This is a genomic window from Larkinella harenae (assembly GCF_054780515.1).
Window position 1 is genome coordinate 462,071 of the sequence record NZ_BAAGWE010000002.1, and the last position, 25,389, is coordinate 487,459.

Annotated in this window: 18 protein-coding genes and 1 pseudogene; 9 read left to right on the plus strand and 10 right to left on the minus strand. The window is 53.1% G+C overall.

Translation table 11 applies throughout. From position 1 onward, the window contains the following. Positions 1 to 78: 78 nt before the first annotated feature. From ACYVH9_RS13290 to ACYVH9_RS13335, 10 genes and pseudogenes are all read right to left on the minus strand, one after another. Positions 79 to 885 (minus strand): LytR/AlgR family response regulator transcription factor, encoded by an 807-nt coding sequence (locus tag ACYVH9_RS13290; RefSeq protein ID WP_460636842.1) that lies wholly within the window; start codon positions 883 to 885, stop codon positions 79 to 81. Next, complete coding sequence (locus ACYVH9_RS13295) at positions 866 to 1,912, minus strand: sensor histidine kinase (RefSeq protein ID WP_460636843.1); 1,047 nt, start codon at positions 1,910 to 1,912, stop codon at positions 866 to 868. Before ACYVH9_RS13295 ends, ACYVH9_RS13290 begins: the two co-directional genes overlap by 20 nt. 185 nt (positions 1,913 to 2,097) lie before the next feature. Further along, the gene (locus ACYVH9_RS13300) at positions 2,098 to 3,000 is read right to left on the minus strand and encodes a manganese catalase family protein (RefSeq protein ID WP_460636844.1); all 903 of its coding nucleotides are present in this window, start codon (positions 2,998 to 3,000) and stop codon (positions 2,098 to 2,100) included. Positions 3,001 to 3,148: 148 nt separating this feature from the next. Further along, positions 3,149 to 3,742, minus strand: a complete 594-nt coding sequence (locus ACYVH9_RS13305) for a hypothetical protein (RefSeq protein WP_460636845.1) — start codon at positions 3,740 to 3,742, stop codon at positions 3,149 to 3,151. Positions 3,743 to 3,882: 140 nt separating this feature from the next. Further along, the gene (nfi, locus tag ACYVH9_RS13310) at positions 3,883 to 4,569 is read right to left on the minus strand and encodes a deoxyribonuclease V (protein WP_460636846.1); all 687 of its coding nucleotides are present in this window, start codon (positions 4,567 to 4,569) and stop codon (positions 3,883 to 3,885) included. Positions 4,570 to 4,638: 69 nt separating this feature from the next. Next, positions 4,639 to 4,899, minus strand: coding sequence for a DUF3471 domain-containing protein (locus tag ACYVH9_RS13315; RefSeq protein ID WP_460636847.1), 261 nt, complete (start codon positions 4,897 to 4,899; stop codon positions 4,639 to 4,641). A gap of 38 nt (positions 4,900 to 4,937) precedes the next feature. Next, positions 4,938 to 5,192 (minus strand): annotated as a pseudogene (locus ACYVH9_RS13320) (serine hydrolase); the annotation flags it as partial. A gap of 154 nt (positions 5,193 to 5,346) precedes the next feature. Beyond that, on the minus strand, positions 5,347 to 8,271 hold the full coding sequence (locus ACYVH9_RS13325; protein WP_460636848.1) for a carboxypeptidase-like regulatory domain-containing protein: 2,925 nt from the start codon (positions 8,269 to 8,271) through the stop codon (positions 5,347 to 5,349). A gap of 109 nt (positions 8,272 to 8,380) precedes the next feature. Next, the gene (locus ACYVH9_RS13330) at positions 8,381 to 9,523 is read right to left on the minus strand and encodes a helix-turn-helix domain-containing protein (protein ID WP_460636849.1); all 1,143 of its coding nucleotides are present in this window, start codon (positions 9,521 to 9,523) and stop codon (positions 8,381 to 8,383) included. A 118-nt stretch (positions 9,524 to 9,641) separates the two neighbouring features. Further along, positions 9,642 to 10,049: a hypothetical protein gene (locus ACYVH9_RS13335; protein ID WP_460636850.1), complete on the minus strand. Its 408-nt coding sequence runs from the start codon at positions 10,047 to 10,049 to the stop codon at positions 9,642 to 9,644. A gap of 307 nt (positions 10,050 to 10,356) precedes the next feature. On the opposite strand from ACYVH9_RS13335, the gene ACYVH9_RS13340 reads away from it, so the two are divergent. The 9 genes from ACYVH9_RS13340 (at position 10,357) to ACYVH9_RS13380 (ending at position 25,389) form a co-directional block, all read left to right on the plus strand. Then, positions 10,357 to 12,834 (plus strand): DUF2339 domain-containing protein, encoded by a 2,478-nt coding sequence (locus ACYVH9_RS13340; RefSeq protein ID WP_460636851.1) that lies wholly within the window; start codon positions 10,357 to 10,359, stop codon positions 12,832 to 12,834. Next, a complete protein-coding gene (locus ACYVH9_RS13345; protein ID WP_460636852.1) occupies positions 12,809 to 14,041 on the plus strand; it encodes a hypothetical protein in 1,233 nt (410 codons plus the stop codon). Before ACYVH9_RS13340 ends, ACYVH9_RS13345 begins: the two co-directional genes overlap by 26 nt. Before the next feature lie 334 nt (positions 14,042 to 14,375). Continuing rightward, on the plus strand, positions 14,376 to 17,474 hold the full coding sequence (locus tag ACYVH9_RS13350; protein ID WP_460636853.1) for a SusC/RagA family TonB-linked outer membrane protein: 3,099 nt from the start codon (positions 14,376 to 14,378) through the stop codon (positions 17,472 to 17,474). Between the two features lie 13 nt (positions 17,475 to 17,487). Then, complete coding sequence (locus ACYVH9_RS13355; protein WP_460636854.1) at positions 17,488 to 18,924, plus strand: RagB/SusD family nutrient uptake outer membrane protein; 1,437 nt, start codon at positions 17,488 to 17,490, stop codon at positions 18,922 to 18,924. 93 nt (positions 18,925 to 19,017) lie between these two features. Beyond that, a complete protein-coding gene (locus tag ACYVH9_RS13360) occupies positions 19,018 to 19,716 on the plus strand; it encodes an SGNH/GDSL hydrolase family protein (RefSeq protein ID WP_460636855.1) in 699 nt (232 codons plus the stop codon). Next, positions 19,713 to 21,161: a GH39 family glycosyl hydrolase gene (locus ACYVH9_RS13365; RefSeq protein ID WP_460636856.1), complete on the plus strand. Its 1,449-nt coding sequence runs from the start codon at positions 19,713 to 19,715 to the stop codon at positions 21,159 to 21,161. The genes ACYVH9_RS13360 and ACYVH9_RS13365 overlap by 4 nt, the downstream gene beginning before the upstream one ends. A gap of 9 nt (positions 21,162 to 21,170) precedes the next feature. Next, positions 21,171 to 22,325 (plus strand): hypothetical protein, encoded by a 1,155-nt coding sequence (locus tag ACYVH9_RS13370; RefSeq protein WP_460636857.1) that lies wholly within the window; start codon positions 21,171 to 21,173, stop codon positions 22,323 to 22,325. Positions 22,326 to 22,328: 3 nt separating this feature from the next. After that, positions 22,329 to 23,840 carry a GH39 family glycosyl hydrolase gene (locus ACYVH9_RS13375; RefSeq protein WP_460636858.1) on the plus strand — a complete coding sequence of 504 codons (1,512 nt, stop codon included), beginning with the start codon at positions 22,329 to 22,331 and terminating at the stop codon, positions 23,838 to 23,840. 37 nt (positions 23,841 to 23,877) lie between these two features. Beyond that, the gene (locus tag ACYVH9_RS13380) at positions 23,878 to 25,389 is read left to right on the plus strand and encodes a glycoside hydrolase family 28 protein (protein ID WP_460636859.1); all 1,512 of its coding nucleotides are present in this window, start codon (positions 23,878 to 23,880) and stop codon (positions 25,387 to 25,389) included.

Sequence of the window (25,389 nt, forward strand, 5' to 3'; positions counted from 1 at the left end):
CAAAACTGCCTGAAAACGAACACTCTCTCAACAAAGCAGCCACTGAATTGTCCGGTTTTGCATCCGAAGCGTCGGTTTTTACTCCCCTAACCAGATCTTGAACTCGCCCGCTTTTTCGCGGCTGACGACGGTTTCTTCGTCGGAAACGGGTCGTAGCCCCACTTTCAATTTGCCGTTGAAGTACAGATTGACCTTATCAATGGACCGCAGTTCGGCAATCACCTGGCGATTGAGCCGGAAAAACCGCTGCGGATCAAGCATCGCCGACAACTCGTCCATCGAATAATCCACCATCCAATCGTGTCCATCCCGGGTTTTAAGGAACGAGAGCTTATTGCGCGTGAAAAAGTAGGCCACATCGTCTATACCGAGCGAAAACAACCGCTGGCCCTGCTTCACCAAAAACCGGTCGCGGTACAACGGAAGGGCGGGTACATCCGGACGCACCGGTGCCGGAGACGACACCGCCATTCTTTGCAACAGACTCGCCAGCGACGTTTTGAGACTCTCCGGTGATTCCAGCAGCGACTCTTTCAGGCGCTGTAGTTTGGCCAGCGCATTCCGCAGATCATCCTCCTTGACGGGTTTTAGCAAATAGTCAATGCTATTGACCCGGAACGCTTTGATGGCAAATTCGTCGTAAGCAGTCGTGAAAATAACCGGACTCGTCACCGCAATCCGGTTAAAAATTTCGAAACTCTGCCCATCGGCCAGCTCAATATCCAGCAGAATCAAATCCGGTTTGGCATGGGTCTGCAACCACTCCACGGTTTCGTCTACACTCACCGTCAGCCCCGCAATCTGGGCGGCTGGTTCTACATCCTGCACCATTCGCCGGAGTCGGCGGGCCGTGGCTTCTTCGTCTTCAACGATTAGAATAGTCATATTGGGTAACCTGAATCAAGGGAATCATTACTTGAAAGCAATCGTCGGTTTGCCGGATTTCAACCGCTGGCTGCTTCAGCAATTTATATTTAGCGATTATATTGGCCAGCCCCGTCTGGTTTGACGGAATCGTGTTTGGCTTCTTTCGCAACGAGTTGATAACAAACAGGTTGTTCGCGTTATCGGAATAAATTTGAATAAGCAAGGGGCGGTTGGGCAACGCAACATTGTGCTTGACGGCGTTCTCAACCAGCAGCTGCAGCGTTAGCGGAGGCAATAAAAAACCGTACAGTCGTTCGTCAACCGTTACGTCCAGCTCCACACTCCGCCCAAACCGCATTTGCAGCAAGTTGAAATACGCCCGAATAAAGTGCAATTCGTTGTCTAGCGTCGTTAGTGGCTGTTCGTTGGTTTGCAGGACGTATCGATACACCGACGCCAGCTCCTCGATAAACCGTTCGGCCAACTGCGTGTCTTCCGAAACCAGCGACGATAGCGTGCTCAGGCTGTTGAACAGGAAATGCGGATTAATCTGCGCTTTGAGCGAATCGAGCTGGCTCTGTAGATTCTCTTTTTTGAGTTGTTCAGCTTCGTAATAGGTAGTCCACCACTGGCGGTACAGATGCTGCCCTTCATAAATCGCGGCAATGGGCAGGGTAAACAGAAACGACACCAGCGTAGTCACCCAGTACGTACTTCCCGGCAATGGGTAGCCCCAGAATTGGGTAACGTCGTAGATATACGTTACTGTGACCCGCTGGATGATGGTGGCCAGCACAAACCAGCTCAATTCCATAAAAATCCGCTTTCGGGTCTGATTCAATCGTGGATAGTACCGACGAGCCAGCAGAATTCCCTGCCGGTTGACTTCCAGCAGCACCGTCCACTCGATCAGGCTGATCAGCAGGGCGCGAAACCAGCTAATATCTTCAGGACCATTGTCGGGCTGGTAGAAAACAAACGTGGCCACCACTGCCACGACTAGAATTCCAATAAGCCGTAACCAGTTGTCGTTCAGTTTTTCCATTGTTCAGTAAAGATGGGAGAAAACCGTTTGAACCAAAAGATGGGGGCTGCTGAAGTGTCGGGAAATAGCGCCTGAATGCCCAGAAAAAGGACTGGAGCGCGATGGCGTGAGAAAACTGAAAAAGAAGCAAACAAAAGCCCCCTCGTACGGAGGGGGCTTTTGAAAGACGGGTAGGTTCTTACTTCTTATAACTTGATGCCCATCTTTTTGGCGATATCCGCAAACATTTCCGGATCAATTTCATCGTCGCCGGGGGCGTTGAGCTGCGGTTCTTCTTCCAGGTCGGGCACCGGAAATCCTTCGGGGCTTCCGAAAACAACTTCCACTTCCTGCCCGTCATCCGGATGCGTTCCATTCCAGATCAATCCGGCTTTCTGGTAATCATCCTTGCTAAAGGTATATAATTTCAGGTGCAGCTTATTTTCCATAAACTTCTTCGCTTCCGGAAAGGCGTTGTTGCTCAGGTTCGGAATGGGGAGTAGTTTGGTCAATTCCACCCCCGTCAGCCGCTCGAGCGCCTTGGCGTAGGCCACCACGTGCAAACCGCCCCGCACCAGCAGGTATCCAATCATGGTTCGGGCCGTTGGATCGCTCACCATTTCGTAAACCCGCATTTTATTAGCCCGTGCTCCGCATTCCAGGAAGAAGTTGTGCAGCAGGTCCAGTTTCAGATTCCCGCTGTTAAATACATTTTGTCCCGTCCAAAAATGTCCCATCGAATCCATCGGCAACGCAGTCTGTCCACTGGCGATAAAATGGTGGGTGTTGCGGGCATTTGTGGCATCGGCCAGGGGAGTCGTCGTTGGGTCGATTCCGCGCTTGCTCGCCCCTGTCAACAACAGGTTGATGGTGTAAGTAACTACTTCAATATGGCCATACTCTTCGCCCGCAATGCTACTGATGACGTCGTAGAACGGACGGATTTTCTTCCGGCCTCTGAAGTTGAACGACTGGTAGGTGTAGTTCATCAGGGTCGACATTTCCCCGAATTTACCACCGAGTAACTCTTGTACAGCAGCCGCATCGTTCGGCGACGGATTGTTGGGAATAGGCAGCTCTATCGGCAGCCGGTCCATCTTTAAAATCATAAAGTGCGCTGATAAAAGTGAAACAGAAATCTTCTTTTATCATCAACACCCCAGGTAATATATGGTTGATACGGCAAAAAAACCACCAAAGGCCAAACTAGTAACGACCTGATTCAAAGCACTTTTGCCCGATCCCTTTAAAAAGTAGTTAGCCAACGGCCCGCTCCTGAAGCACCTCAACCACCCATCGTTTTTTCGGTTGCGTTTTCCCGGTATACACCACATAGCCCAGCAGCGCCCAGGCAATAGCCGAGTAAAAACCGCCCAACTGCATCGTCACGGAAGTCCGACCCAATACGGCCATTGTGGCCACACAAAACGGAAACCAGCCCCCCACCAACAACGGCATGAACCGTTGCCAGCCGGTTACCTGCCGCGCCAGCAACACCATTACGCCCACCGGAATCATCAGCAGATTGCTGATCGGCCAGAAGGAATCCAGTATAAAAAAGAAACTGGATTTTTCACCCGGACTCACAATCTGGTAGACATTCGAAACATTGGCGATTGTCAGCGTTCCCAAAACCGTCCACAGAATTGCTTTGCCAAACCGGCGTGACCCGGCGGCTTCCATCCGTTGCAGGCCAACCACCGACACCATCCAACCCAGCATATAAATCAGGCCCCAGAGCCCCGTGAACCAGGAGTTTTCCAGATGCTTGATCTGACTTTCCAGGTAAAAACCAATGTAGAGAAAGGGCGCGCCAAGCAGAGCACTGACCCCTAAAAAACGATTGTTCATGGTAGCGGTTCGTATTTGTTGTGATCCAGCAAAGATACGATCACGACCTGCGTCCAGTCAATCCATCACACTACAGTTCAGCTAGTTAAAAGCGCAATTCAACCATAAACCAACCACCACTCTGCCTTTTTCCCAGTGCTTCAAAGCGGGTATTCACCCCTTCTCAGGGCATTGACGAGATTATGCGCCCGGCGGGTTGGCTCCGGAATCCGATAACCGCCATTGCATCGCAGCGTGAGGTCGATAGCGGCTTGGAAATCAATCAAATGGCCGGGCGAAACGTAGACGGGGTTGACGCGATTTTTGGTCCGCAGGGCCGCGCCAATCGTTTCGCCATAGTGCTTCATCGGCGACCACGCTCCGCGCTCCGAAGCGGGTTCGTCGTACTTGCCGACCAAAACCGATTTGGCACAGCCGAACGTCGGACGGTTCAGAAACAGCCCGCCATGCGACGCAATACCAATCCGGCGGGGGTGCGCAATACCCTGCCCGTCGAACATCACCACGTCGGGCTCAGTTTTCAGCTTGGCCCAGGCTTCGAGCAGCGACGGGATTTCCCGGAACGACAGCAAACCGGGGATGTACGGAAACGTGGCCGAACTGACCACACCCGCTTCTTCAATGACCTGCATCGTCGCAAGCTCCAATACCACAATGCCGGCATAAACCGTCTCCTCAAATTTGTTAAACGATATATCACAGCCCGCAATCGTCTCGACCGGTTTGGTCAGCGGCTCGATTCGGACCTGGTGACGCAGTTGCTGTTGCAGCGCCACGGCTTCGGTGGGTGTGACGGTCCAGTCGTGGAGGGGTTGATAGGTTGCCATAACGGTTTTTTGTTGCAACTCCCTAACTCCAATTGCCCGACCGAAGTTTAAAACCGCCCAATTCTGCCGTCAAATCCGTTTTGCGACGTAATCGCCGTTCTGGTGCACTACCACTTGCGAGACCTTCCCAGTGGCGTCTTTGTCGAATGTGATTTGCGCATCGATTTCTTTCAGGAAAAACCGGGTTTCGCTCTCGGCAAATACCTCAAACCTGGGCTGGCCGGTAACCTGCAAAAAAAGCCTCCAGGATTCGAGCGTAATCGCCAGTTTGCGTTTAGGATACAGTTGATACAGACCAACGTACTGCGGTTTTGCACCACCCGTGACCAACGGTACAAATCCCCGACCGAACTGTACATTCCACCGGCTGCGTAGGCCACCGTCGAATCCACCGTCGGTACGGTCACCAGCACGGAGTCTTTCCAGTAGGTATAGCCCGTCGTTTTGCCATTATTTTTCAGATTGATAAAATCGAAGCCGGTTTTTGTTAACCTCAGTGGATGCAGAAACCGCTCCCGAACTACGGTTTGGAAGGGTTTCCCGGTTACTTTCTCCACAATCAATCCCAGCAGGTAATAACCAGAATTGGTGTAGTAGACGGCGGTGCCCGGACTGGCCGCCAGCGTTGGTTTTCGGCTGCGCCAGAATCAAAGAAAAAGGGGTGCAGGCCAACAGAAAAATGAATCCCGGCAATCGGTTCATTGTAATGTTATTTTTGGGGAACAAAACAGGCCTGAAAACACGCCAGCGTCTATTCAAATCCGGATTTGAGCGGTTTTATTTCCGGGTAAGCTCGGGTTCTTCCACTTCCACCCGGACGTAAAACCGCGTTTCATCTACCTCGAAATCATCAGTCGTCATGTTGGGCAACGTCATCGTCTGCCAGCTGTTCGTAGGCTCGATTCGTTCAAACTGATCGGGTTTTTGGGTGACCGAAACCGGCATCCGGAAATTCGGCACATCGGTTTTCCAGCGGTATTTCACCACCAGCGAAGTTTCCTTTTCGAACAGTTGAACTTCCAGCGTCGGAATGGTGGTGTAGTTCAGGTACTGATCGAAAAACGGGGTATAATCCGTGCCGGTTTTTTCGTTGATGTACCCAACCATGTCCTTCGTGGTGACGATTTGCAACCGAAACCGCTGCTGCATTTCCTTCAGCATATCCGCCCAAAGCCGGTCGTTGTTGAGCGCGTGCCGGAACGTGTACAGCACCAGCGCACCTTTGGCGTACATATCCCCAATTTCGTAGTGAATGTGGTTGACATCCGGAACGCCGACGATGGGTTCCTTGCCGATCACCTGCGACGCCAGCGAAGCGATATAGCCCAACTCACCGTCTTCCACCACCGAATCCAGGTAAAAGCCTTCGGAATACGTCGCAAAAGCTTCGTGAATCCACATATCGGCCATATCCCGGCAACTGACGTTGTTGCCCCACCATTCATGAGACACCTCGTGCCAGACCAGTTGCATGAGTGCCAGCGAATCCGTTACCGTCAGCGAATCGGCCGATTTGGTCGGAAACTTTCCGAACGATACGGCGCTCTGGTGTTCCATTGGGTAGAGTGATTCCATCAGCGTAAAGCCGTCGTGCGGAAACGGGTACGGGCCGTAGTGCTTCTCCAGAGTCGCCAGCATCGGCTTGACGCCGTCGAACACCCAGCGAAATTTTTCCTGGTTGTAGGGCATGCAGTAGTAATCCAGCGTCAGCGAATCCGGCCCGTAGGTTTCACGCCGGTGGGCGTATTTCCCGATGTTCAGCGTCACGTTGTAGTTGTTGATCGGGTAGCTCACGGCCCAGTCATAGCGCGTCCAGTTGTCGGGCAGGGCGGTTTTTTGCAGCAGTCGTCCGTTCGAAATGCACATCAGATTGCCGGGAACGGTGACGCTGATCCGCAGGCTGTCGGGTTCATCGGAAAGGTGATCTTTATTGGGCCACCACAGGCTGGCACCCGATCCCTGACAGACCACCTGCACCCACGGATGTCCGCTCTTATCCTTATCCCACAAAAAACCGCCCATCATCGGCACCTTCAGATTCGGCACCTGCGGTTTTCCGGCATACTCGATCTCCAGCTCGTGTTCACTGCCCGCCCTGAGTACCTCCGGAAATTCGACAAAAACCGCATTGAACTCCCGCGTGTACCGCAACGGTTTCCCGGCGTACGAGATCCGGTGAATGGTTAGGTTGGCGTACAGATCGATTTGCAGTTTATTCAACGGAGCCAGCACCCGGAACCGCATCCGGTTTTGGCCGCTAATGGCCTTGTTATCAATGTCTACTTTCAGGGCCAGATCGTAAAACGTCACATCGTAATTACTGCGTAAAGGAGTCAGTTTCCCCCGCAGGGTATCGGCGCGGGTAAAACCGTTCTGCCGATTACCAACGGATTTCAGGAGCCGGTTTGTTACCGAATCCGTTTGTACCGTAGCAATGAAATTCCCCGAAACGCCTTGCTGAAGGTTGTCATTCTCTCCAAAATCCGGATCGTTCCGGTTGCCAACGAGGTTGCTCATCGGGCTCGGATTTTCGGCGATGTTCCCTTCCGTAAACGGGGCTATTCCTTTAGGACCAACTTCCGTCACGCTCAAACTGCTGGTCACGATCCAGGGCCTGCTGATCAGCTTCCGCGACTTGCTATCAATCTGAAAATGATACTTCCGTTCGACATGGCTTACATGCCATCGGCCCGCTGCTCCGGCCTGACCGGGTAAGCTATACTTCACCACTTCTTTGAGGCCGGTAAACTTCAAATTTAGTTTATGGATTGCCGACGCCATTTTCTTTAGCAACCAGCCCCGGTTGTTTTCGGCATCAATGGTGGCCTGTGTTGCCTGGTATTCGATCTGAACAAACGCCATCGTCTGGGCGTCGATGTAGAGTTTGCCCACCCCAAATGCTTTCCGTTTCCGTTTACCCGGCTTAAAATCGATCACATACGTCAGGCGGTCGCCCTTGAGCGTACTCAGCGTAAAATCGTAATACTTGAAATTCCGTTCGTTGATGATATTCCGTTTGAAAGCCGGAAACCGGACAAAGTCGGTGTACAGAAGCAGGTTTCGGGCACCGTTGTTTATGTTGATTATGGGCGGTAGCTGGTGGGTGGCCCGGTCGTATTCCTTTTTTCGCCCTTTGATCAACTTCATGCCGTCTTTTAGCTCGGTCTGGTTATAAGCGGCTTTGTAAAGGGACAGGAGGGCTTCGCTGGACACAACGGGTTTATCACCAAACTCCTGATCTTCCCGGTAAAAGGCTGTTAGCTGCAAAGAAGTGGTGTCGTAATTGCGCGGGATAGCGGCCACGGCTTCCCGCAAGATATCTTCGGCGGTTTTTCGGCGAGCCTGAACCTGCACCTCATCGAGCATCACCGTGGCAGCCTTCAACCGAATCACCCAATTTGAACGGCTGGCGGGCGGTACGGGCTGCGTGGCCGACTGGTACCCTACGCTGGAAATGGTCAAACGATCGTTCGCGAAACTGGTCGGGATTTTGAGCAGAAAACCGCCCTCGACACTGGAGACGGCTCCGAGGCTCTGGCCCGCGACGGTAAGGGTAGCAAACGGCACCGGTTCGCCGGTATCCTGATTAATGACTTTTCCGGAAAGGGTCAGATAAGAAGTCTGGGCGCTGGCAAAACCGGCGAAAAAGGTGAGCAAAAGCCAAAAAAAGAGTTGCGCAAAGCGATTTGTTGTATACTGCATGGAGCGTGTTATTTGCTCCAAAACACACCCAAAACCGGCTTATAATCTGCTCAAATCCGGATTTGAGAGGAAATTTTGACAAAAAATCAGTTTCAGCGGGATGGCAGAATCAGGCAACCTGGCGGTTCAGGTATTCTTTCGGAGAAAAACCGGTCATTTGTTTGAACGTCCGCTGAAAGGTAGCCTGGGAGTTGAAACCACATTCGAACGCAATGCCGGTCAGGGTCAGATTCGAAAACGCCGGATCGTTCAGCCGTCGTTTGACTTCTTCGAGCCGGTATTCGTTCACGAAGGTATTGAAACTTTTTCCGAGGTGCTGGTTCAAAACCGCCGAAACCGTTTTGGCCGGTAGCTGCAAATGCCGCCCGACTTTCTCGACGCTCAACTCGGGATCCAGGTAAAGTTTATCCATTTCCATCGACCGGCGCAAACCGGCCGACATTTCCTGCACCAGTTCGTCCGGTAAAACCGAAGCGACGACCTTACGGACGGGCTCAGGTTCCGGCACAACCGCACTGCGCGAATGGAAATAACCGCCCAAACCAATCCAGTAAATCATGATCGCAATCGGAATGTAAAGCGGATACCAGCCAAATGCATCCAGCAACGCATTGCTCGTCGCCGGAATGATATACGGCACCAAATGCAGCAGCCAGATGATCTGAAAACTCACAAAAATCACCTGAATTTGCCGCAGCCAGCGCATAGTCCCGGGCCGTTTTGCCGCCAGCCCGGCGTTGTGGCTTCGAAACCGGCGCAACCAGTGGATGGTCACAATCACATAAGCCGTCACCGATAGCCAGCGTGGAATATCGGCGTACATATCGTAGACGTTCATTAGTTCGGCCACATTCCGGCCCTCCGACCGGTTGAAAACGCCCAGCAACAGGCCGAACAGGAAAGTCCAGGCCATGAGCCGACTGCCGAGGTCAATGATAACCGGCCAGAAATGTCTTTTCTCGCGTTTGCCCAGCCGAAAATCCGGTTCCAGCAATGAGCGCGTGTAGAAATAAACCAGCGGGCCGAACGGCATGACGATAATCAGCGGCACAAAATCCACCAACAGATTGATCCACCGATTCGCGATTGGAATCCCGACGGCCAGACTCGCCGATGCCAGCAAGCCCACCAAGGTGGCCAGCAGCCGGTTCGACAGGCGACTGCCTTTTCGGTTGAACCACAGCAGGAACGCCAGGATAAACCCCTGCGCCGTGCCGAGCAAAAGAATCAAATCCAGTGGTGGAATCGTCATACGGCAAATTACTGAAAAGATCGGCACCACTCAACGGGTGCGAAATCACTTTTCACAAAAACAAAACCCCGCCCTCTCTACGGAGAAGACGGGGTTGCCAGTGCGCAATCCGTTTCCGTTAGCGACGGCCATACACCGGACCGCGGTTGTAGCGGTTGGATTGTTGAAAAGCAATCCATTTTTGCAGTTGTTTTTTATTCAGTACATCCAGCATCTCCTGCTGTTTCTGAGCCTGCAAACGCTGGTACATCTGTGGGTTCCGACGTTGCATCGTTACCAGTTCCATGTTGTCGTAGCGGTCTTCGATGCGCTTCAACTCTCTCTCCTGTTTCCGCGACAGATCGACAATCGCGTTCAGTCGGTCGATTTTGATATCTTCTTTTCGGTCATCCAGGCGCGAACCGGGCTTCGAGTTGTTGAACGGTGCGTTCGGGCGGTTGGCATTCGGATTATAGGTACGTTGAGCCATTGAAACACCGGTGCTCAACAGGGTAGCAATTGCGAGGGCGAAGATTGACTTTTTCATGATTGTACGTTGTTTAGTTGTTCGTAACTGATGGTTAGAGGGCGATTTGGCCGCTGCGTTTAACCCTTCTTTTTTCCATTCGACCAGCGGACGGTTTTTACCGATCAGCCCGACGGTTTTACCGATCAATCCCCGAAAACCCGCAATCGCCCGTTCATTTCGTTCGGAAAAACGGCCATTCAGACCATCGGATAGCGTTTTTGTCCGGTACCGTTCCTTAAAAAGGTTTGGCGGCTGTGGCTGCGTCGCGTATATTGGTCCTGATTTTCAGCCCGTAACCACCCACACTACTTCTCTCCCACCTGCTATGGAAGCGTTTTTATTGCTCATCGTCATTATTCTGATCCTGATCGGATACCGTCGATTCAGCGATGTTAAGCAATTGGTTCAGCGGCAAAATGAGGAAATCAGCCAGCTGCGTACCGATTTAAAGGAGTTTCGGGAGCTTCTCAAGCCGGATTCCCCACCAACCACTACCCCTGGCCCCATTCTGCTGGACGAACGGGGAGCCGTTAGCGAAGAACCGGCTCCATCGGTGATTCCGCAACCCGAACCCAGGCCGATTCGTCCCGAAGCCATTCCAGCAAAACCACCCGTTTTCAATCCGGAAAGCACTCCTCCGCCCATTCCGCAACCCGTCGAAGAACCGTCTGAACCAGCGTTACCCCTGCCCCCGCCGGTGGTTAAAGAACCTCAGCCCTCTTTCTTTCAACGGTTTTTGCGCGACAACCCCGACCTGGAAAAATTCATCGGTGAAAACCTCATCAACAAAATTGGCATCGGTATTCTGGTGTTGGGCATCGGCTACTTCGTCAAGTATGCCATCGACCAGGATTGGATCAACGAGATAGGCCGTGTGCTGATCGGCATTCTGGCAGGTGGCGCCCTGATCGGAATTGCGCACCGGTTGCGGAATACGTTCAGCGCTTTTAGCTCCGTGCTGGTTGGGGGCGGTCTGGCCGTGTTGTATTTCACGATTGCCATTGCATTTCATGACTACGGCATCTTTACTCAGACCACCGCTTTTGCGCTGATGGTCGTCATTACCGGTTTTTCCGTTTTGCTGGCGATTTCCTACAACCGGGTCGAGCTGGCCGTTATCTCCCTGGTGGGTGGTTTTGCGACGCCTTTTATGGTTAGTACCGGCCCGGGCGACTACCGGATTCTGCTAACCTACATCCTACTGCTGGATGTGGGCATGCTGGTGCTGTCGTACTTTAAGAAATGGAACCTCGTTCACCTCGTCGCTTACGGTTTTACGGTTTTGTTGTTTACAGCCTGGCTGTCGGACGCCATTGCCACTCAAAAACTGCCCGCCCGGGGAGCATTGATTTTTGCCACGCTGTTTTACACCGTGTTCATGGCCATGAACCTGATCAACAACCTAAAGGAGAAGGCCCGTTTTTCGGCACTCGAAATTGGTTTACTACTGAGCAGCACGGCTTTTTTCTACGCAGCCGGTATGGTTATTCTGGGCCATAGCAACCAGCAGGCTTACCAGGGCCTTTTCACCATTGGGCTCGCCGTCATCAATTTTGGACTGGCTTCCTTCCTCTACCGCCGGAAAGCCGTCGACCGCACCCTCATCTACCTGCTGATCGGGCTGGTGATTACCTTCGTCAGTCTGGCCGTTCCGGTGCAACTGGACGGCAATTTTATCACCATGTTCTGGGCGCTTGAAGCGGTGCTGCTCCTGTGGCTGGCGCAGAAATCCGGACTACGGTTTGTGGCCGGAGCATCCGTTATCGTTCTGGCGCTGATGCTGATCAGTCTGGTGATGGACTGGACGGCTTTGTACGGCCCAACTACAACCGAGCCACTGCCCATTGTGTTCAACAAAGCGTTCATTACCGGTTTGCTGGCCATAGCGGGTTTGGCGGGCACGCGCTGGTTGTTGGCTTTCCAGCAGGAAGCCATTCCTTTTTGGGCGGGCCAGTTGCCGGTTTCCCTCTACCGTCCGCTGATCGGTTATGTTGCGCTGATCGTTACGTACCTGACGGGATTTATGGAACTGGACTATCAGCTCGCCCGACACCTGGGGTTTGGTCCCAATTACACCATTCTGACCGGGTGCTATAACCTGTTTTTTGTGGTCTGTCTTCTCTTCATCGGTCAACGCATCAACACCCGAAGTAGTCGCTGGCAAACCGTCGGCCTGGGCTTGATCGGACTAGTAGCGTACCTGTCGGCGTACAGCCCGGCCACGATGCAGTTACTGGATGATTACTTTCTGAGCAGCGAACCGAGTCTGCTGGGCTTTCCTTTTCACTACCTCAGCCTGCTGGCAGCCCTGCTGATTGTCGGGTTTATCGACCGCATCAAAAGCCAGCTCGAACCAATGCCTCCTTTTCTGCTGCGGCTCTGGCCCTGGTTTCTGGCCTATGTCATTGTGTATGTAGCCTCTTCGGAATTGTTCGCCCACGTCATTTACCTGCGTTTTTCGGGATCGCCAACCAGGCCGGTGGCCATCAATCACTACGATGAGGTCTTGATTCAGATCAATAAAGTTGGTTTGCCGATTCTCTGGGGCCTTTGCGCCTTTTTGTTCATGTGGGTGGGCCTGAACCGCAAAAACCGTCAGCTCCGGATTGTTTCCCTCAGCTTGTTTGCCCTGACTATTCTTAAGTTATTTCTGTACGATATTCAGGGCATCTCCGAAGGTGGCAAAATAGCGGCTTTTCTGTCGCTGGGTGTACTTTTGCTGGTGATATCGTTCATGTATCAGAAAATCCGGAAGCTCATTCTCACCGACGATGCCCATGCCACGCACGATCCGCTTTCTTAGCCTGATGTTGCTTCTGTTTAGAAACAACCTCCCCGGCCTGGCGCAGTCGTTCGCGTTTCGAGCCGAGCTTCCGGCAGTGCAGCAAGCGGGTTATTACCGGATCTTGCTACCACCTGCCGTTATTGGAAAGCTAAAGCAGGATCGGTCCGATATTCGGCTCTATAATGAAAAGCAGCAGGAGGTTCCGTATTTACTAACGCAGGAGCAGCCCGTGCAGACAGCTTCGTTTACCGAATACGAACTGATCAGTCGGCAAACCACCCCGGGCCGCACCACACTCGTGCTTCGAAACCCGGCGAAACAGCCGATCAATTCCCTCGGGCTGACTATCAAAAACACCAACCTTCGAAAAAAAGCCCGGCTAAGCGGGAGCAACAATCGCCGACAATGGTACGGGATTGAAGACGATTACGTGCTGCAACCCGTCACGAGTAATGCCTCGACCTCCGAAGTGCGAATTCTTGGCTTTCCGCTCAGCGATTATGAGTACTACAAACTGGATATCAACGATTCACTCAGTGCCCCCCTGAATATTCTCAAGGTCGGTTTTTACACCATCGCCACCGGAGCGGGCAGCTACTCGGAAATTCCCGGCAGCACGTTTTCGCAAAGCGACAGCTCAAACCATAAAAGTTACCTTCACCTCCGCTTTCCATCACGAGTTCGGCCCGACAGGCTCACGGTAACAGTCGCTGCGCCCACCCACTACCGGCGTCGGGTGGAGGTGGTTCAGCGCCGAACGGTGCCGTCCCAACGGCACCGCCCCAAACGCCCCTTCGAGAGCCTCAAATCCTTCGAACTCAACTCGAACGATAGTCTGCACACCGTTGAGCTCCCCCCGCTGCACACCGACGAACTGGTGTTAATTGTCCATAACCAGAATAACCTCCCACTTGTCATTAACACCCTGTCGGCCCAGCAATTGACAACGTATATGGTGGCCGAACTAAACCCGAAAGAATCTTATCACCTGGCGTTTTCCAATCCGGACACCCAGGCTCCGGGGTATGATCTCGTTTATTTCAAAGATAAGATCCCGGCTTCGCTACCCATTCTCTCCCTCAAAGAATCAATCCATACCGCCCAAGGCAATTCTTCATCCGCTTTTTTCCAAACCTCCTGGCTGATCTGGGCCGCTATAGGGTTGGTTATTGGTTTTTTAAGCTATTACTCGTACCGTATGGTCAAAGAAATGAAGAACTCGTAGTTTCACCGAACCTTCCTTTTTTAGCCCTCTCCTGCTGTTTTCTACGGTTTCCTTTCCGCAATCATTCCTTCACGCTGTTTCCCCATGTTCAGCTGCCCCCTTCTTTCTGCAAAGATAGGCCCTATTGCCTTAATTCAATATTAATGAATATTACTTGAAATGATGCTAGTGTTGGCGCTAAACCAGCCATCACCCAATGCAACGCATTATCTCAATTTAAAAGAAAATAAAACCCATAATTGTAAAATTACAAAAATAATTTTGAAAAAACCGTTAAACGTTGTAGCCTTGCATTAAATTACTCCTAAATCATAATTCAATATAATTGAATATTATGAAACCCTTAACGATTTACTACAAAAGGCTAAGTCTTCTGATGCTGATGAGTGTCTGGCCCGCTTTCCTATGGGCGCAGATCACTATTACGGGTAAAGTCGCTGAAGAAGATGGCCAGCCCATGCCCGGCGTGACGATTATTGAAAAAGGCAGCACGTCCGGAACAACCACGCAGCCGGACGGCAGCTACAGCCTTAGAGTCGCTTCGAACCAATCCGTTCTGGTGTTCTCATTTGTTGGCTACATCACGCAGGAAACTCCCGTTGGCACTAAATCGACGATCAACATGGTGCTTTTGCCCGACACCAAACAACTGGGCGAAATCGTCGTCGTCGGCTACGGAACGCAGCAAAAAAAGGACCTGACGGGTTCAGTAGCCTCCGTATCGGCCAAAGACGTCCAGCGGTTGCCGGTTCCTCGGCTAGACCAGGCCTTGCAGGGACAGGTCGCCGGTTTGCAGATTTCGACTACCTCGGGAGCACCCGGCGGTAATGCCAGTATTCTGGTGCGTGGAATTGGCTCGGTCTCTGGTGGCGTCGAACCCTTGATCGTGGTGGACGGTTTTCCCGGCGTTACAAGCCTGAACGCCATTAATTCCGGCGACATTGAATCCATTGAAGTGTTAAAAGATGCATCGGCAACGGCCATCTACGGGTCGCGCGGCTCGAACGGGGTAATCATCGTGACGACCAAGAAAGGAAAGGCGGGTATCAGTAGCCTCACATTCGACAGCTACGTCGGTTTTCAGGAACCTGCGAAGCTACTAAAGCTAATGAATGCCAAACAGTTTGCGCAGTACGCCATCGACGGCCGCAACAACGGCTGGCTCGATAACGGTGGTGCGAACGCCAAAATCACCGACCCCAACAGCGTGCGCCAGAACTCGTACCGGATTCCGGTTTCGTGGCAGGACCCCAACAACCTGGCGTATGATACCGACTGGCAGGACGTTATTTTCCGCACCGCACCCATCCAGAACTACCAGCTTTCGGCCACCGGCGGCTCGGAAAAAATGCGTTACGCAGTTTCGGGCGGCTACTTTGATCAGGAAGGCATTCTGATTTCATCGTCGTTCAAACGCTACACGGCCCGGCTGAACGTGGAAGGAAACATTTCGAAGCGGTTTACCATCGGAATGAACCTGGCTCCCACGTATTCCATGTCGAACGACATTCCTTCGACGGGGCATTACGGCGACCTCAACCTAATCAATTCAGCCTGGTCGATGCCGCCCACGATTCCAGTCTACAATCCCGATGGTACTTACGGCAATACCTTCGATCTGGTCAATGAAGGAGCGGTTACGGTTCAGAATCCGGTAAAAATTGCCAATGAACTGAAACGCAACAGCTCACAATTCTTTTTGCAGGGAAACGCCTTCGGAGAATACGAATTTCTGACAGGATTGAAACTGCGCGTCAGCGTCGGAACGATTTTAACCTACGGCAAATCCAGCTATTTCAAACCTTCTACCCTGGCTGCCAGCACACCCACCGCGCCCGCCGTTGCCAACAGCAGCCTCAGCGAAGGCATTAACTGGCTGAACGAGAACACCTTGAATTACCGCCGGAATTTCGGCAAACACTCCATTGATGCCCTGGTCGGTTTCACCTCCCAGAAAACTACGTCTACTTCCAATGGAAATAATGCCACCAATTTCCCGGACGATCTACTCGAAAACGTCAGCGGTGGCCAGATTACCGGTGGCAGCTACACCATCGGCGAATGGAGCCTGCTCTCGTACCTGGGCCGGGTCAATTATTCCTACAACGACCGCTATTTGCTGACCGCTACAATTCGTTCCGACGGTTCTTCGCGCTTCGGAGCGGCCAACCGTTGGGGAACGTTCCCTTCCTTTTCGCTGGGTTATCGGCTGTCAGAAGAAAATTTTATCAAGAATATTAAAGCCATTGACGACATAAAATTGCGGGTCAGCTACGGTTTTTCCGGCAACAACGACATTGGCAACTACCGCGCCATCGGCTTGCTCTCCGACATTTATTACGTGCTGGGCAACACCCAGGTTCCGGGCTTGTCGCAGGCCAGTTTTACTAACAACAACCTGGGCTGGGAAACCAGCAAGCAGTTTGATGTAGGCCTAGATTTTGCGCTGTTCAACAACCGGATTCAGTTCACGGGGGATTATTACAACCGCCGGAATACGGACATGCTGCTCAGCAAGGCCATTCCGTCAACAACCGGCTACACCTCGGCCTGGGTCAACGTGGGCGAACTCGAAAATCAGGGAATCGAACTGGCGCTGACGGGCCGCCCCATCACCGGCGCTGGTTTTCAGTGGACGACCAACTTCAACATCACCTTCAACAAGAACAAGGTCCTGAAACTAGGCTCGAACGACGAGCAGATTTTCTCCGACGGCGGACGCGGTAACACGAATCTCACGGTAGTTGGCCGCCCCATCGGCAGTTTCTACGGCCACGTTTTCGACGGCATTTTCCAGACTACCGAAGAAATTGCCAACCACGCGACCCAACCGGGCGCCAAACCGGGCGACATTCGCTACAGGGACGTAGACGGCAACGGAATCATCAACGATGCCGACCGGGACTTCATCGGCAACCCGCAGCCCAAGTTTTTCTACGGTTTTAACAACACGTTCTCCTACAAAAACTGGTCGCTGAACGTCTTGATGAACGGTACGCACGGCAATGACGTGTTCTGGGCGGGTGGCGTATTTGTCTACGGTTTTCACGGCGTTCAGAACAGTCTGGCCAGCATCGAAGAAAACCGTTGGCGGTCGGTCGATCAGCCCGGCGACGGTAAATCGCCCCGGGCAGTGCGGGGAGCCATTAACAACAACCTCCGCTACAGTTCCTTCTTTGTTTTCAAGGGCAACTACCTGCGCGTTCGGAACGTCACCCTGAACTATAATCTGCCACAAAATCTGATGGGAAAATTGCGGATGCAGGCCGCCCGCGTCTACCTCACCGGCACCAACCTGTTCACGTTCACGAAGTATCCGGGCTACGATCCGGAGATCAGTAACGCCGGCGACAACGTGCTGGCGGCCGGAATTGACTACGCGGGCTACCCCCCGGCCCGTACCATTACCGCTGGTGTAAGTATCACGTTCTGAAACGGATTTAGCCATGACTATCAAGAAATCACTATTCCTTTTAGGCCTGAGTCTGTTTTCGCTGAGCAGCTGTCAGGACGACTTTCTGGCCCTATCGCCCCAGACCGACCGCAACTCCCTCGACTTCTTTAAAACGGCGGCCGATTTTAACAACGCCATCGTTGGTGGTTACACAACCCTTCGGGCCTCGGGCCTGTACGGTTCGGCGCTGATTTGGATGGGCGAAGTTTCGGCGGACAATACCGATTACGGTGTCACCCGGCAGTCGGGAAATGTGGACAATTACCAGTTCATTGATCACACGTACACCTCGCTCAATAACATCGTTTACAGTGCCTGGCGGGATCATTACCTGGGCATCCGGCGCGTCAACGCCATCCTGACACGGATTGAGAGCGCATCTATTCCCGACAATGCGAAGGCGCAGTATACCGGCGAAGCCCAGTTTCTGCGGGCGCTGTTCTACTTTAATCTGGTGCGGCTTTTTGGCGATGTGCCGTTGCTGAAAGAAGAAATCACGGACCCCGAAGGAGCCAGCAACCTGACCCGCACACCCGCCGAGGAAGTTTACCAATTCATTATCAGCGACCTGCAAAGCGCCGAACAGAAACTCCCGGCCCAATACGCAACGGCGGACGTAGGTCGTGCCACGCAGGGAGCCGCCAAAGCGCTGCTGGGCAAGGTCTACCTGACTCGCAAGGAATGGGACAAAGCTGCCACGAAGCTAAAGGAAGTGATGGCTACGGGACGCTACCAGATCCTGCCCAAATACGGCGACGTATTCAGTTTTGCCACTCCAACCAATGCCGAAATTCTATTCAATGTCCAATACAAATCGGGCAATACCGGACAAGGAAGTAACTTCTGGGCCAGCTTCACGCCCTGGAGCATCGGAACCGCCGTTCTGGGGCCTAACGGTGGCAACGGTGGCGGTGTCAACCGGCCCCTGCCCGAGTTCATCAGCGCCTACGAGGCTGGCGATGAGCGCAAAACGTTTTCCATTCAAACGTCATATCTGGATACAAAAGGCCAGACGGTTAACGAGCCGTTTGTGATTAAATACAAGCAATATGGTGCTTTACCCAGTGACTCGGATGTAGATTTTCCGGTGCTGCGCTACGCGGATGTGCTGCTGATGTATGCCGAAGCGACCAACGAAGTCGGGTTTAATGCCGAAGCAGTGAGCTTACTGAACCAGATTCGGAAACGGGCCGGTTTAGGGGCCACCAAAGCCACCGACCAGAGCAGCTTACGACTGTCTATTGAGAACGAGCGCCGGTTTGAGTTTGCCTTCGAAAACCAGCGGTGGTTTGATCTGGTGCGGACCGGGCGCTACCTCCCCATCATGCGGGCCAAAGGATTCAGGATCAATGATTTCAATGTACTGTACATTATTCCGCAACGGGAAATCGACTTAAATTCGGCACTGACGCAGAATCCCGGCTACTGATCCCCAACGCCTGGATGCGGAGCATCGGTTTCCATACCCAGGCACAGCAGACGTAACCAGCGCGTTTTCGCGGCAACGATAATTAGAAATGGCATGAAAAAAATCACCGGAATACTTGGCTTTTTGACGGTCTGGCTGCTGACTAGCGCGGTTCAGCCCCTACCCAAACTGTACGTCATCGGCGACAGCATCTCCATGCATTACGGCCCGTTTCTGGAAAAATACGTGCAGGGTTTCTGGCAATACGACCGCAAAAGTGACGATGGCCAGGCGGCTAAAAACCTGGATGTTCCGGTGGGTGCCAACGGGGGTGATTCGCGCATGGTACTTGAATTTCTAAAGCTAAAAACCGCCGACAAAGCCTTTCAGCCGGATGTGTTACTGCTGAATTGTGGCTTGCACGACATTAAGCGGGTGCCCGAAACCAACGCCATTCAGGTCGATTCGGTCAGTTACCGAAAAAACCTGGAAGCCATTTATCAACTGCTGGTCAAACGAAACATTCGCCTGGTCTGGATGCGGACGACGGACGTGGACGACGAACGGCACAACACCCGCTCAAAAGCCTTCAAACGCTACGCCCGCGACCTGAATGCCTATAACGCCATTGCCGACGACATCATGCAAAAACACCGCGTTCCGGTGATCGACCTGTACACCTTCACCCGCAACCTGGGCAGTGACCATTTTATCGATCACGTTCATTACGACTCGTCAGCGCGGTCATTACAGGCGGCTTTCATCGCCGGTTTTTTACAATCAAACCGTTCTTCTATTCTTCCTAAACCATGAGATCGTTTTCAAAAACCGTACTGATTTTGGGACTTTCTGGCCTCAGTCTAAGTTCGTTCGGGCAAACCATGCTGGCCAGTCAGGGCATACTGACGCCCAAAGATTTCAAAGAGGTTGGTCAGATTCAACCCCGCATGACCAAAGAAATCAAATCCTCGACCTGGTCGATTGGGGGCGAAACCCTCGACCGCGATTATACGGATTATCAATCGTACAAAACCTACCTGGATGCGCTCGGCGCCCGGCGAATCCGGTTGCAGGGCGGCTGGGCCAAGTGCGAAAAAGTGAAAGGGCAATATGATTTTGCCTGGCTGGATGCCGTCATTCCCGATGCCTATTCGCGGGGTGTTGCGCCCTGGGTCGAACTCTCGTACGGCAATCCGATTTACCCCGGTGGTGGCGAACCCAAGCTGGCGGGCCGAATTCCCACCTCGGAAGAAGGCTTGGCTGGTTGGGATAACTGGGTCAAGGCGATGGTGAATCGCTACAAAAATCAGGTGACCGAGTGGGAAATCTGGAACGAACCGGACATCAACAAACAGAACACGGGCGAAGAAGTGGCGGTTTTCTACATCCGTACGGCCAAACTTGTGAAAGCCATCCAGCCCAACGCCCGACTGATTGCCCTTGGCATGGCGGGTGTCCCGGCCACCAATTTCATGAAGCCGTTTCTGGAACACCTGAAAAAGGAAAATGCCCTCGACCTGATCGACATTCTCACCTACCACGGCTACGCGCCCAACCCCGACACGTCCTATCCAAAAATCGAGGAGATGCGCCAGATGGTCTGGAGCTACAACCCCAAAATCACGTTCATGCAGGGTGAAAATGGGGCGCCATCCACCGCTAGTGCCGTGACGATTGGTGCTTTGCGGCAATACGACTGGACCGAACTTAGTCAGGCGAAATGGGATTTGCGCCGGATGCTCGGCGACCATGGACGCGGAATTGCCACCAACCTGTTCACGATCAGCGACATTCATTACGCGGCTGGCGATCACATGACGGGCGTCAACACCAAAGGTATCCTGAAAACCAACGCTGACAAAACCATTGAGCGTCCCAAAATGGCGTACAAAGCCGCCCAGCACGTTTTCACCACCTTCGACGATCAGCTCGAACTGCTGGATAAAGTAAAACCCCAAGTCGATCAGGAAACGGTTTCAGCCTTTCAGTATCGCCAGCGAAAAAACAGTGGCAGCCTCGTGACACTCTGGAGTGGCGAAGCTCGCCCGGCGGAAACGTACGACCCCAAACCAACGACGGTGACCGTCGAAGGAAAATTCAGCAAGCCGGTTTTGGTTGATCTGATTTCGGGAAAGGTGTTTGAGATTCCAAAAAGCCAGTGGAAAAAATCGGGTAACAGCCACACGTTCACGGCGGTGCCGGTGCCCGACTACCCGGTTTTGCTGGCCGACCAATCGGTTTTATCGCTCGTAAAATAAGAACAAGCCATGACAGAAACTAAAGGATATCAACGCATTAAACAAGCGGCATTACAGTTTGTGGATGCCATGAAAATTGGCGATAAACCCGGCGTGTACCGGAAAGAGCGGGGCGAAGGGGAAAGTTTTTACGGCTCCTATCATGCCGCTCACGTACTCGATTTATTTGGCGAATTACACAACCGCCCGGCGGCTGACCTCGACATCTGGGCCGAACAGTTCCAGCGTCGGCAAACCGAACAGGGGTATTTTTCGGGAAAACCAGCGGAATTTAGCCGCATCCGGGCGCTGGACGAAATGGAACCGGCCTGGCATTACACGCGGGGCAACATCTGGGCGTTGCGCGTCCTAAACCGCAAACCCGAACGCGAACTGCGGTTTCTGGAACCGCTCCTCGACGCCAACCGACTCTACCGCTGGGTGAAGCATTACGACTGGCGCAACTCCTGGGCGGCTGGTAATCAGGTACTGGCAGCGGCCACGGCCTTGTTTGCCCTCCGCGACTGGTTCGGCGCGTCGGAAGTGGATGCACTGATGGAAAAAGCGGTGTTCCCGGCGCTGGAAGAGTTGCAGGATGCCAAAACCGGCTACTGGGGCACGCAGCTCGGTGCCGATCCGGCCAACGGTTTATTCGGAACCATCCATGTTGTCCCGATCTATTTTGCGCTGGGCTGGCCGCTGCGGTTTCTGGAACAGTCCATTGATTCGACTTTAGCCTGTCAATTGCCCGACGGTTCGTTCTGGCCCGGTGGCTCCGATTGCCCGGATTTCGACGGAGCGTATCAACTCGCCAACCTCGCGGCCCTGACCGATTACCGCCGGGACGATGTCGAAGCGGCTTGTCGGCGGTACTTGGCCCACGCGCTTCAGCACGAAAGCGCGGACGGCGTCGGCTGGCTGCTGCACCGCCGGGATAGCCAACCCTCTGACTGGGTGCCGCGTCCGCACTGGATTTGGAACGAAAATGAAACGACAGCCTCCGCCGAACTCCGCGACGAGGACCCGACCCGCACGCACATCATGCTCGGATCGTGGTTTTATCCGCTCTCGATTGCCCTCGTTAGTCACCTCCTGGGCGATACCGGTTACGAAGGACCTTACCATTTCAACAGCCATTCGCTGCACGTCTGCAATGTGTTCAACGAACCGCTGACCAGCTATTAACTTATGGAAAACAACCGTCGAAATTTCCTCAAAACGTTGACCATTCTTCCGTTGACGGCTTCGATTTCTGTACCTGATTCGGAGACTAAAGCGGCTTTAATACCTCAAACTGAACCACTGAAAAAGATTGGTTCGGTAAAACTGAAAAAACCGTCGGAGATCAAAAGCTCACCTTTCGGCATCGGCTGCGAAACGCTCGACCGCGATTTGTGGAAACCTAAAGAAGTGTATCCGTGGGTCGATAATTTGCCCGTAAAATGGGGGCGTCTGCAAACGGGCTGGGCGCGGGTGGAACGCGAAAAAGGCAAATACGATTGGGCGTGGCTCGACGAAAGCGTTGACGGACTGGTCAGCCGGGGCGTGAAACCGTTTTTCAACGTCGGCTACGGCAACACCAATTATCAGGCTGGCGAAGTCGGCTATTACCCATCAGCGGCTGATCCTGTAGCGAATGCGGCCTGGCAAAAATTTGTCGTTGCCGTTGCCAAGCGGTATAAAGGTAAGGTGCAGCATTACGAAATCTGGAACGAACCCAACCTGTCCGGTTTCTGGAAACCGGATAAACCAGATCCTAAAAAATACGTGCAACTGGTGCGGGAAACGGCTCCGCTCATTCGGAAAAACGACCCCAAAGCCCTCATCGTCGGGGGCGTCGTGTCGCGGATGCCCGTCAACTACATTCGGGAGTTGTTCGAAGCGGGGCTGGCCGATCTGATCGACATTTTTTCCTTTCACCCCTACACCACGATTCCCGAAGCTTACACCGAACGCATGAAGGGACTTCGGCAACTGATCGACCGCTACAACCCTAAAATTCCGATCTGGCAGGGTGAAAACGGTTTTCCGTCGACCCCGAACAGCACCGGTTTCGTCGGCGAAGGCCCCTGGACCGAAACGATTCAGGCCAAAATCATGCTGCGCCGGTTACTGACCGATTGTTCACTCAACATCCCGATGACGCTCTGGTTCCTGATCGTCGATCTGCACGATTACCCGAAAGGAACCGGTAACACCAACTACAAAGGGATTTTGCGCCAGAAGCCCGAAATCAAACCAAAAATAGCGTACAAGGCGCTACAAAATCTGGGGAGTCTGGTTCATGGCGACGTTCGTTCGCGCGCGGTGGTTGTCCAGTCGATGCCAGGAAATGAACCCGCCACCGAAAAGGAATACCGGGCCTTTGGCGAAGGGGCTAAAAAGAGCCTGCAAAATGTCTGTACCGCCACGCTAAACACCGAAAACGGTCCCGTGTTGGCCTATTGGTCAGACCAGAAAGCCGCCGATAACCCGCCCGCCGATAGCGTTCATCTGTTTCTCTGGGACTGGGAAGGCAAGGGTTTTCAGCAACCCGTTCTGGTCGATCCGCTTTCGGGCGACATTCTTGAATTGGCCGATCAACAAAAGCTATTTGACAACGATAAATGGCGAATCAACGCCGAGGCCCAGATTTTCAAGGAGTTACCCTTGTCGGATTACCCGCTGCTGATCATGGAAAAAAGTAAGGTCATGGCCTAACCTGCCAACCTGATTATTCCTAAACCGCCTTTAAATCATGACTTATTTTTTCAAAACCGTCCTGCTTTGGCTGGTAATCACTACAACCGGTCTGGCCCAAAAACCGCCCGGGACGTGGGATGTTTTCCAAACGGGGGCCAAAGGCGACGGCAAAACGATGGATACCAAAGCCATCCAAACGGCCATCGACCGCTGCCATGCAGCCGGGGGCGGCAAGGTGTATTTGCACAACGGCACGTTTTTGTCCGGGACGATTTACCTCAAAAGCCACGTTACGCTCTACGTCGAAGCCGGGGCGGTTTTGCTCGGCAGCGCCAACGTCAACGATTTTCCCAGTACGGCCTCGAAATACCCCGCTTATCTGGGTGAACTGGTGACCGAAAAAATGTTCATCTACGCCGAAGATGCCCGGAATATTTCCATTGCCGGACGCGGCACCATCGACGGTCGGGGCGATGATTTTAACGGGCCGTACCTCTCCCCTTCCTTCAGTGGTCGGCCCCGGATTCTGCATTTTCGGAATTGCGAAGACGTGCAGATTCGGGGGGTAACGCTGCGCAATTCGGGGTCATGGGTGCAGTTTTACCAGTCCTGTAAAAACCTGGTGATCGACGGTATTACGGTGGACAGTCGCGAGAACAAAGACATCGAAAAGCCCCGGCACGCCGATGCCAAAGGCCGCAACACCGACGGCATGGACCTGGTCGATTGCCAGCTCGTGCGGGTTTCCAACTGCTTCATCAACAGTGGCGACGACGCCATTTGTCTGAAAAGTCTATCGCCAGACGAAGGCTGCCGTGACATTACCATCACCAACTGCATCGTTAGCTCCAACGCTTCGGGCATCAAGATCGGCACCGAAACGAGCGGTTTTTTCGAAGACATTACGGTTCAGAACTGCACGGTTTTCGACACGCGGGTCGATGCCATCAGCGTCATGACCGTTGACGGCGCGCGCATTGAGCGCATTAATATCTCTAATATTTCCGTCCGCAATATCAAGGGAGCCGCCATTTTTGTCCGACTCGGCGCGCGAAACCGGCCTTATCGCAAAAGCGCAAAAGTGGCCACCGGCATCCTGAAAGACGTCCTGATCGAAAATGTACAGGGAACGCGCATTGGCGGCTACGGCTGTTCGATTACCGGCATTCCCGGTTTTCCAGTCGAAAACATCACGCTCCGGCAAATCCGGCTCACGTTTGAAGGCAGTAACAAACCGTTGTTGAGCGACGATGCTAAAGCCATTCCCGGTGCAATCAAGCCCCCGGCGGTCAACGCAGAGGTTCTCGAAAAAGTCGAAGCCTACCCGCGCGGGGAGATGTTTGGTCGACTACCGGCCTACGGTTTTTACATCCGGCACGGCAAGAACATCACGCTGGACAATCTGTCGCTCGATTACGCGGACGAAGAAAACCGGGCAGCCATCGTCGCCGATGATGTCGATACGCTGGAAATCTTCGGTTTAAAAGCCAAAGCCAGCCCGGCTGTTCCCGAACGGGTGCAGCTGAAAAACGTGCGCAACTCTCCTAATCTTCCTAAACCCAACTAA

Bases quoted from the DNA above. Each gene is read 5' to 3' on its own strand.
- ACYVH9_RS13370 (WP_460636857.1), top strand. From the start codon at position 21,171: ATGACAGAAACTAAAGGATATCAACGCATTAAACAAGCGGCATTACAG.
- ACYVH9_RS13325 (WP_460636848.1), bottom strand. From the start codon at position 8,271: ATGCAGTATACAACAAATCGCTTTGCGCAACTCTTTTTTTGGCTTTTG.
- ACYVH9_RS13300 (WP_460636844.1), bottom strand. From the start codon at position 3,000: ATGATTTTAAAGATGGACCGGCTGCCGATAGAGCTGCCTATTCCCAAC.
- nfi (WP_460636846.1), bottom strand. From the start codon at position 4,569: ATGGCAACCTATCAACCCCTCCACGACTGGACCGTCACACCCACCGAA.
- ACYVH9_RS13365 (WP_460636856.1), top strand. From the start codon at position 19,713: ATGAGATCGTTTTCAAAAACCGTACTGATTTTGGGACTTTCTGGCCTC.
- ACYVH9_RS13340 (WP_460636851.1), top strand. From the start codon at position 10,357: ATGGAAGCGTTTTTATTGCTCATCGTCATTATTCTGATCCTGATCGGA.
- ACYVH9_RS13330 (WP_460636849.1), bottom strand. From the start codon at position 9,523: ATGACGATTCCACCACTGGATTTGATTCTTTTGCTCGGCACGGCGCAG.
- ACYVH9_RS13350 (WP_460636853.1), top strand. From the start codon at position 14,376: ATGAAACCCTTAACGATTTACTACAAAAGGCTAAGTCTTCTGATGCTG.
- ACYVH9_RS13375 (WP_460636858.1), top strand. From the start codon at position 22,329: ATGGAAAACAACCGTCGAAATTTCCTCAAAACGTTGACCATTCTTCCG.
- ACYVH9_RS13305 (WP_460636845.1), bottom strand. From the start codon at position 3,742: ATGAACAATCGTTTTTTAGGGGTCAGTGCTCTGCTTGGCGCGCCCTTT.
- ACYVH9_RS13295 (WP_460636843.1), bottom strand. From the start codon at position 1,912: ATGGAAAAACTGAACGACAACTGGTTACGGCTTATTGGAATTCTAGTC.
- ACYVH9_RS13380 (WP_460636859.1), top strand. From the start codon at position 23,878: ATGACTTATTTTTTCAAAACCGTCCTGCTTTGGCTGGTAATCACTACA.
- ACYVH9_RS13290 (WP_460636842.1), bottom strand. From the start codon at position 885: ATGACTATTCTAATCGTTGAAGACGAAGAAGCCACGGCCCGCCGACTC.
- ACYVH9_RS13360 (WP_460636855.1), top strand. From the start codon at position 19,018: ATGAAAAAAATCACCGGAATACTTGGCTTTTTGACGGTCTGGCTGCTG.
- ACYVH9_RS13345 (WP_460636852.1), top strand. From the start codon at position 12,809: ATGCCACGCACGATCCGCTTTCTTAGCCTGATGTTGCTTCTGTTTAGA.
- ACYVH9_RS13355 (WP_460636854.1), top strand. From the start codon at position 17,488: ATGACTATCAAGAAATCACTATTCCTTTTAGGCCTGAGTCTGTTTTCG.
- ACYVH9_RS13335 (WP_460636850.1), bottom strand. From the start codon at position 10,049: ATGAAAAAGTCAATCTTCGCCCTCGCAATTGCTACCCTGTTGAGCACC.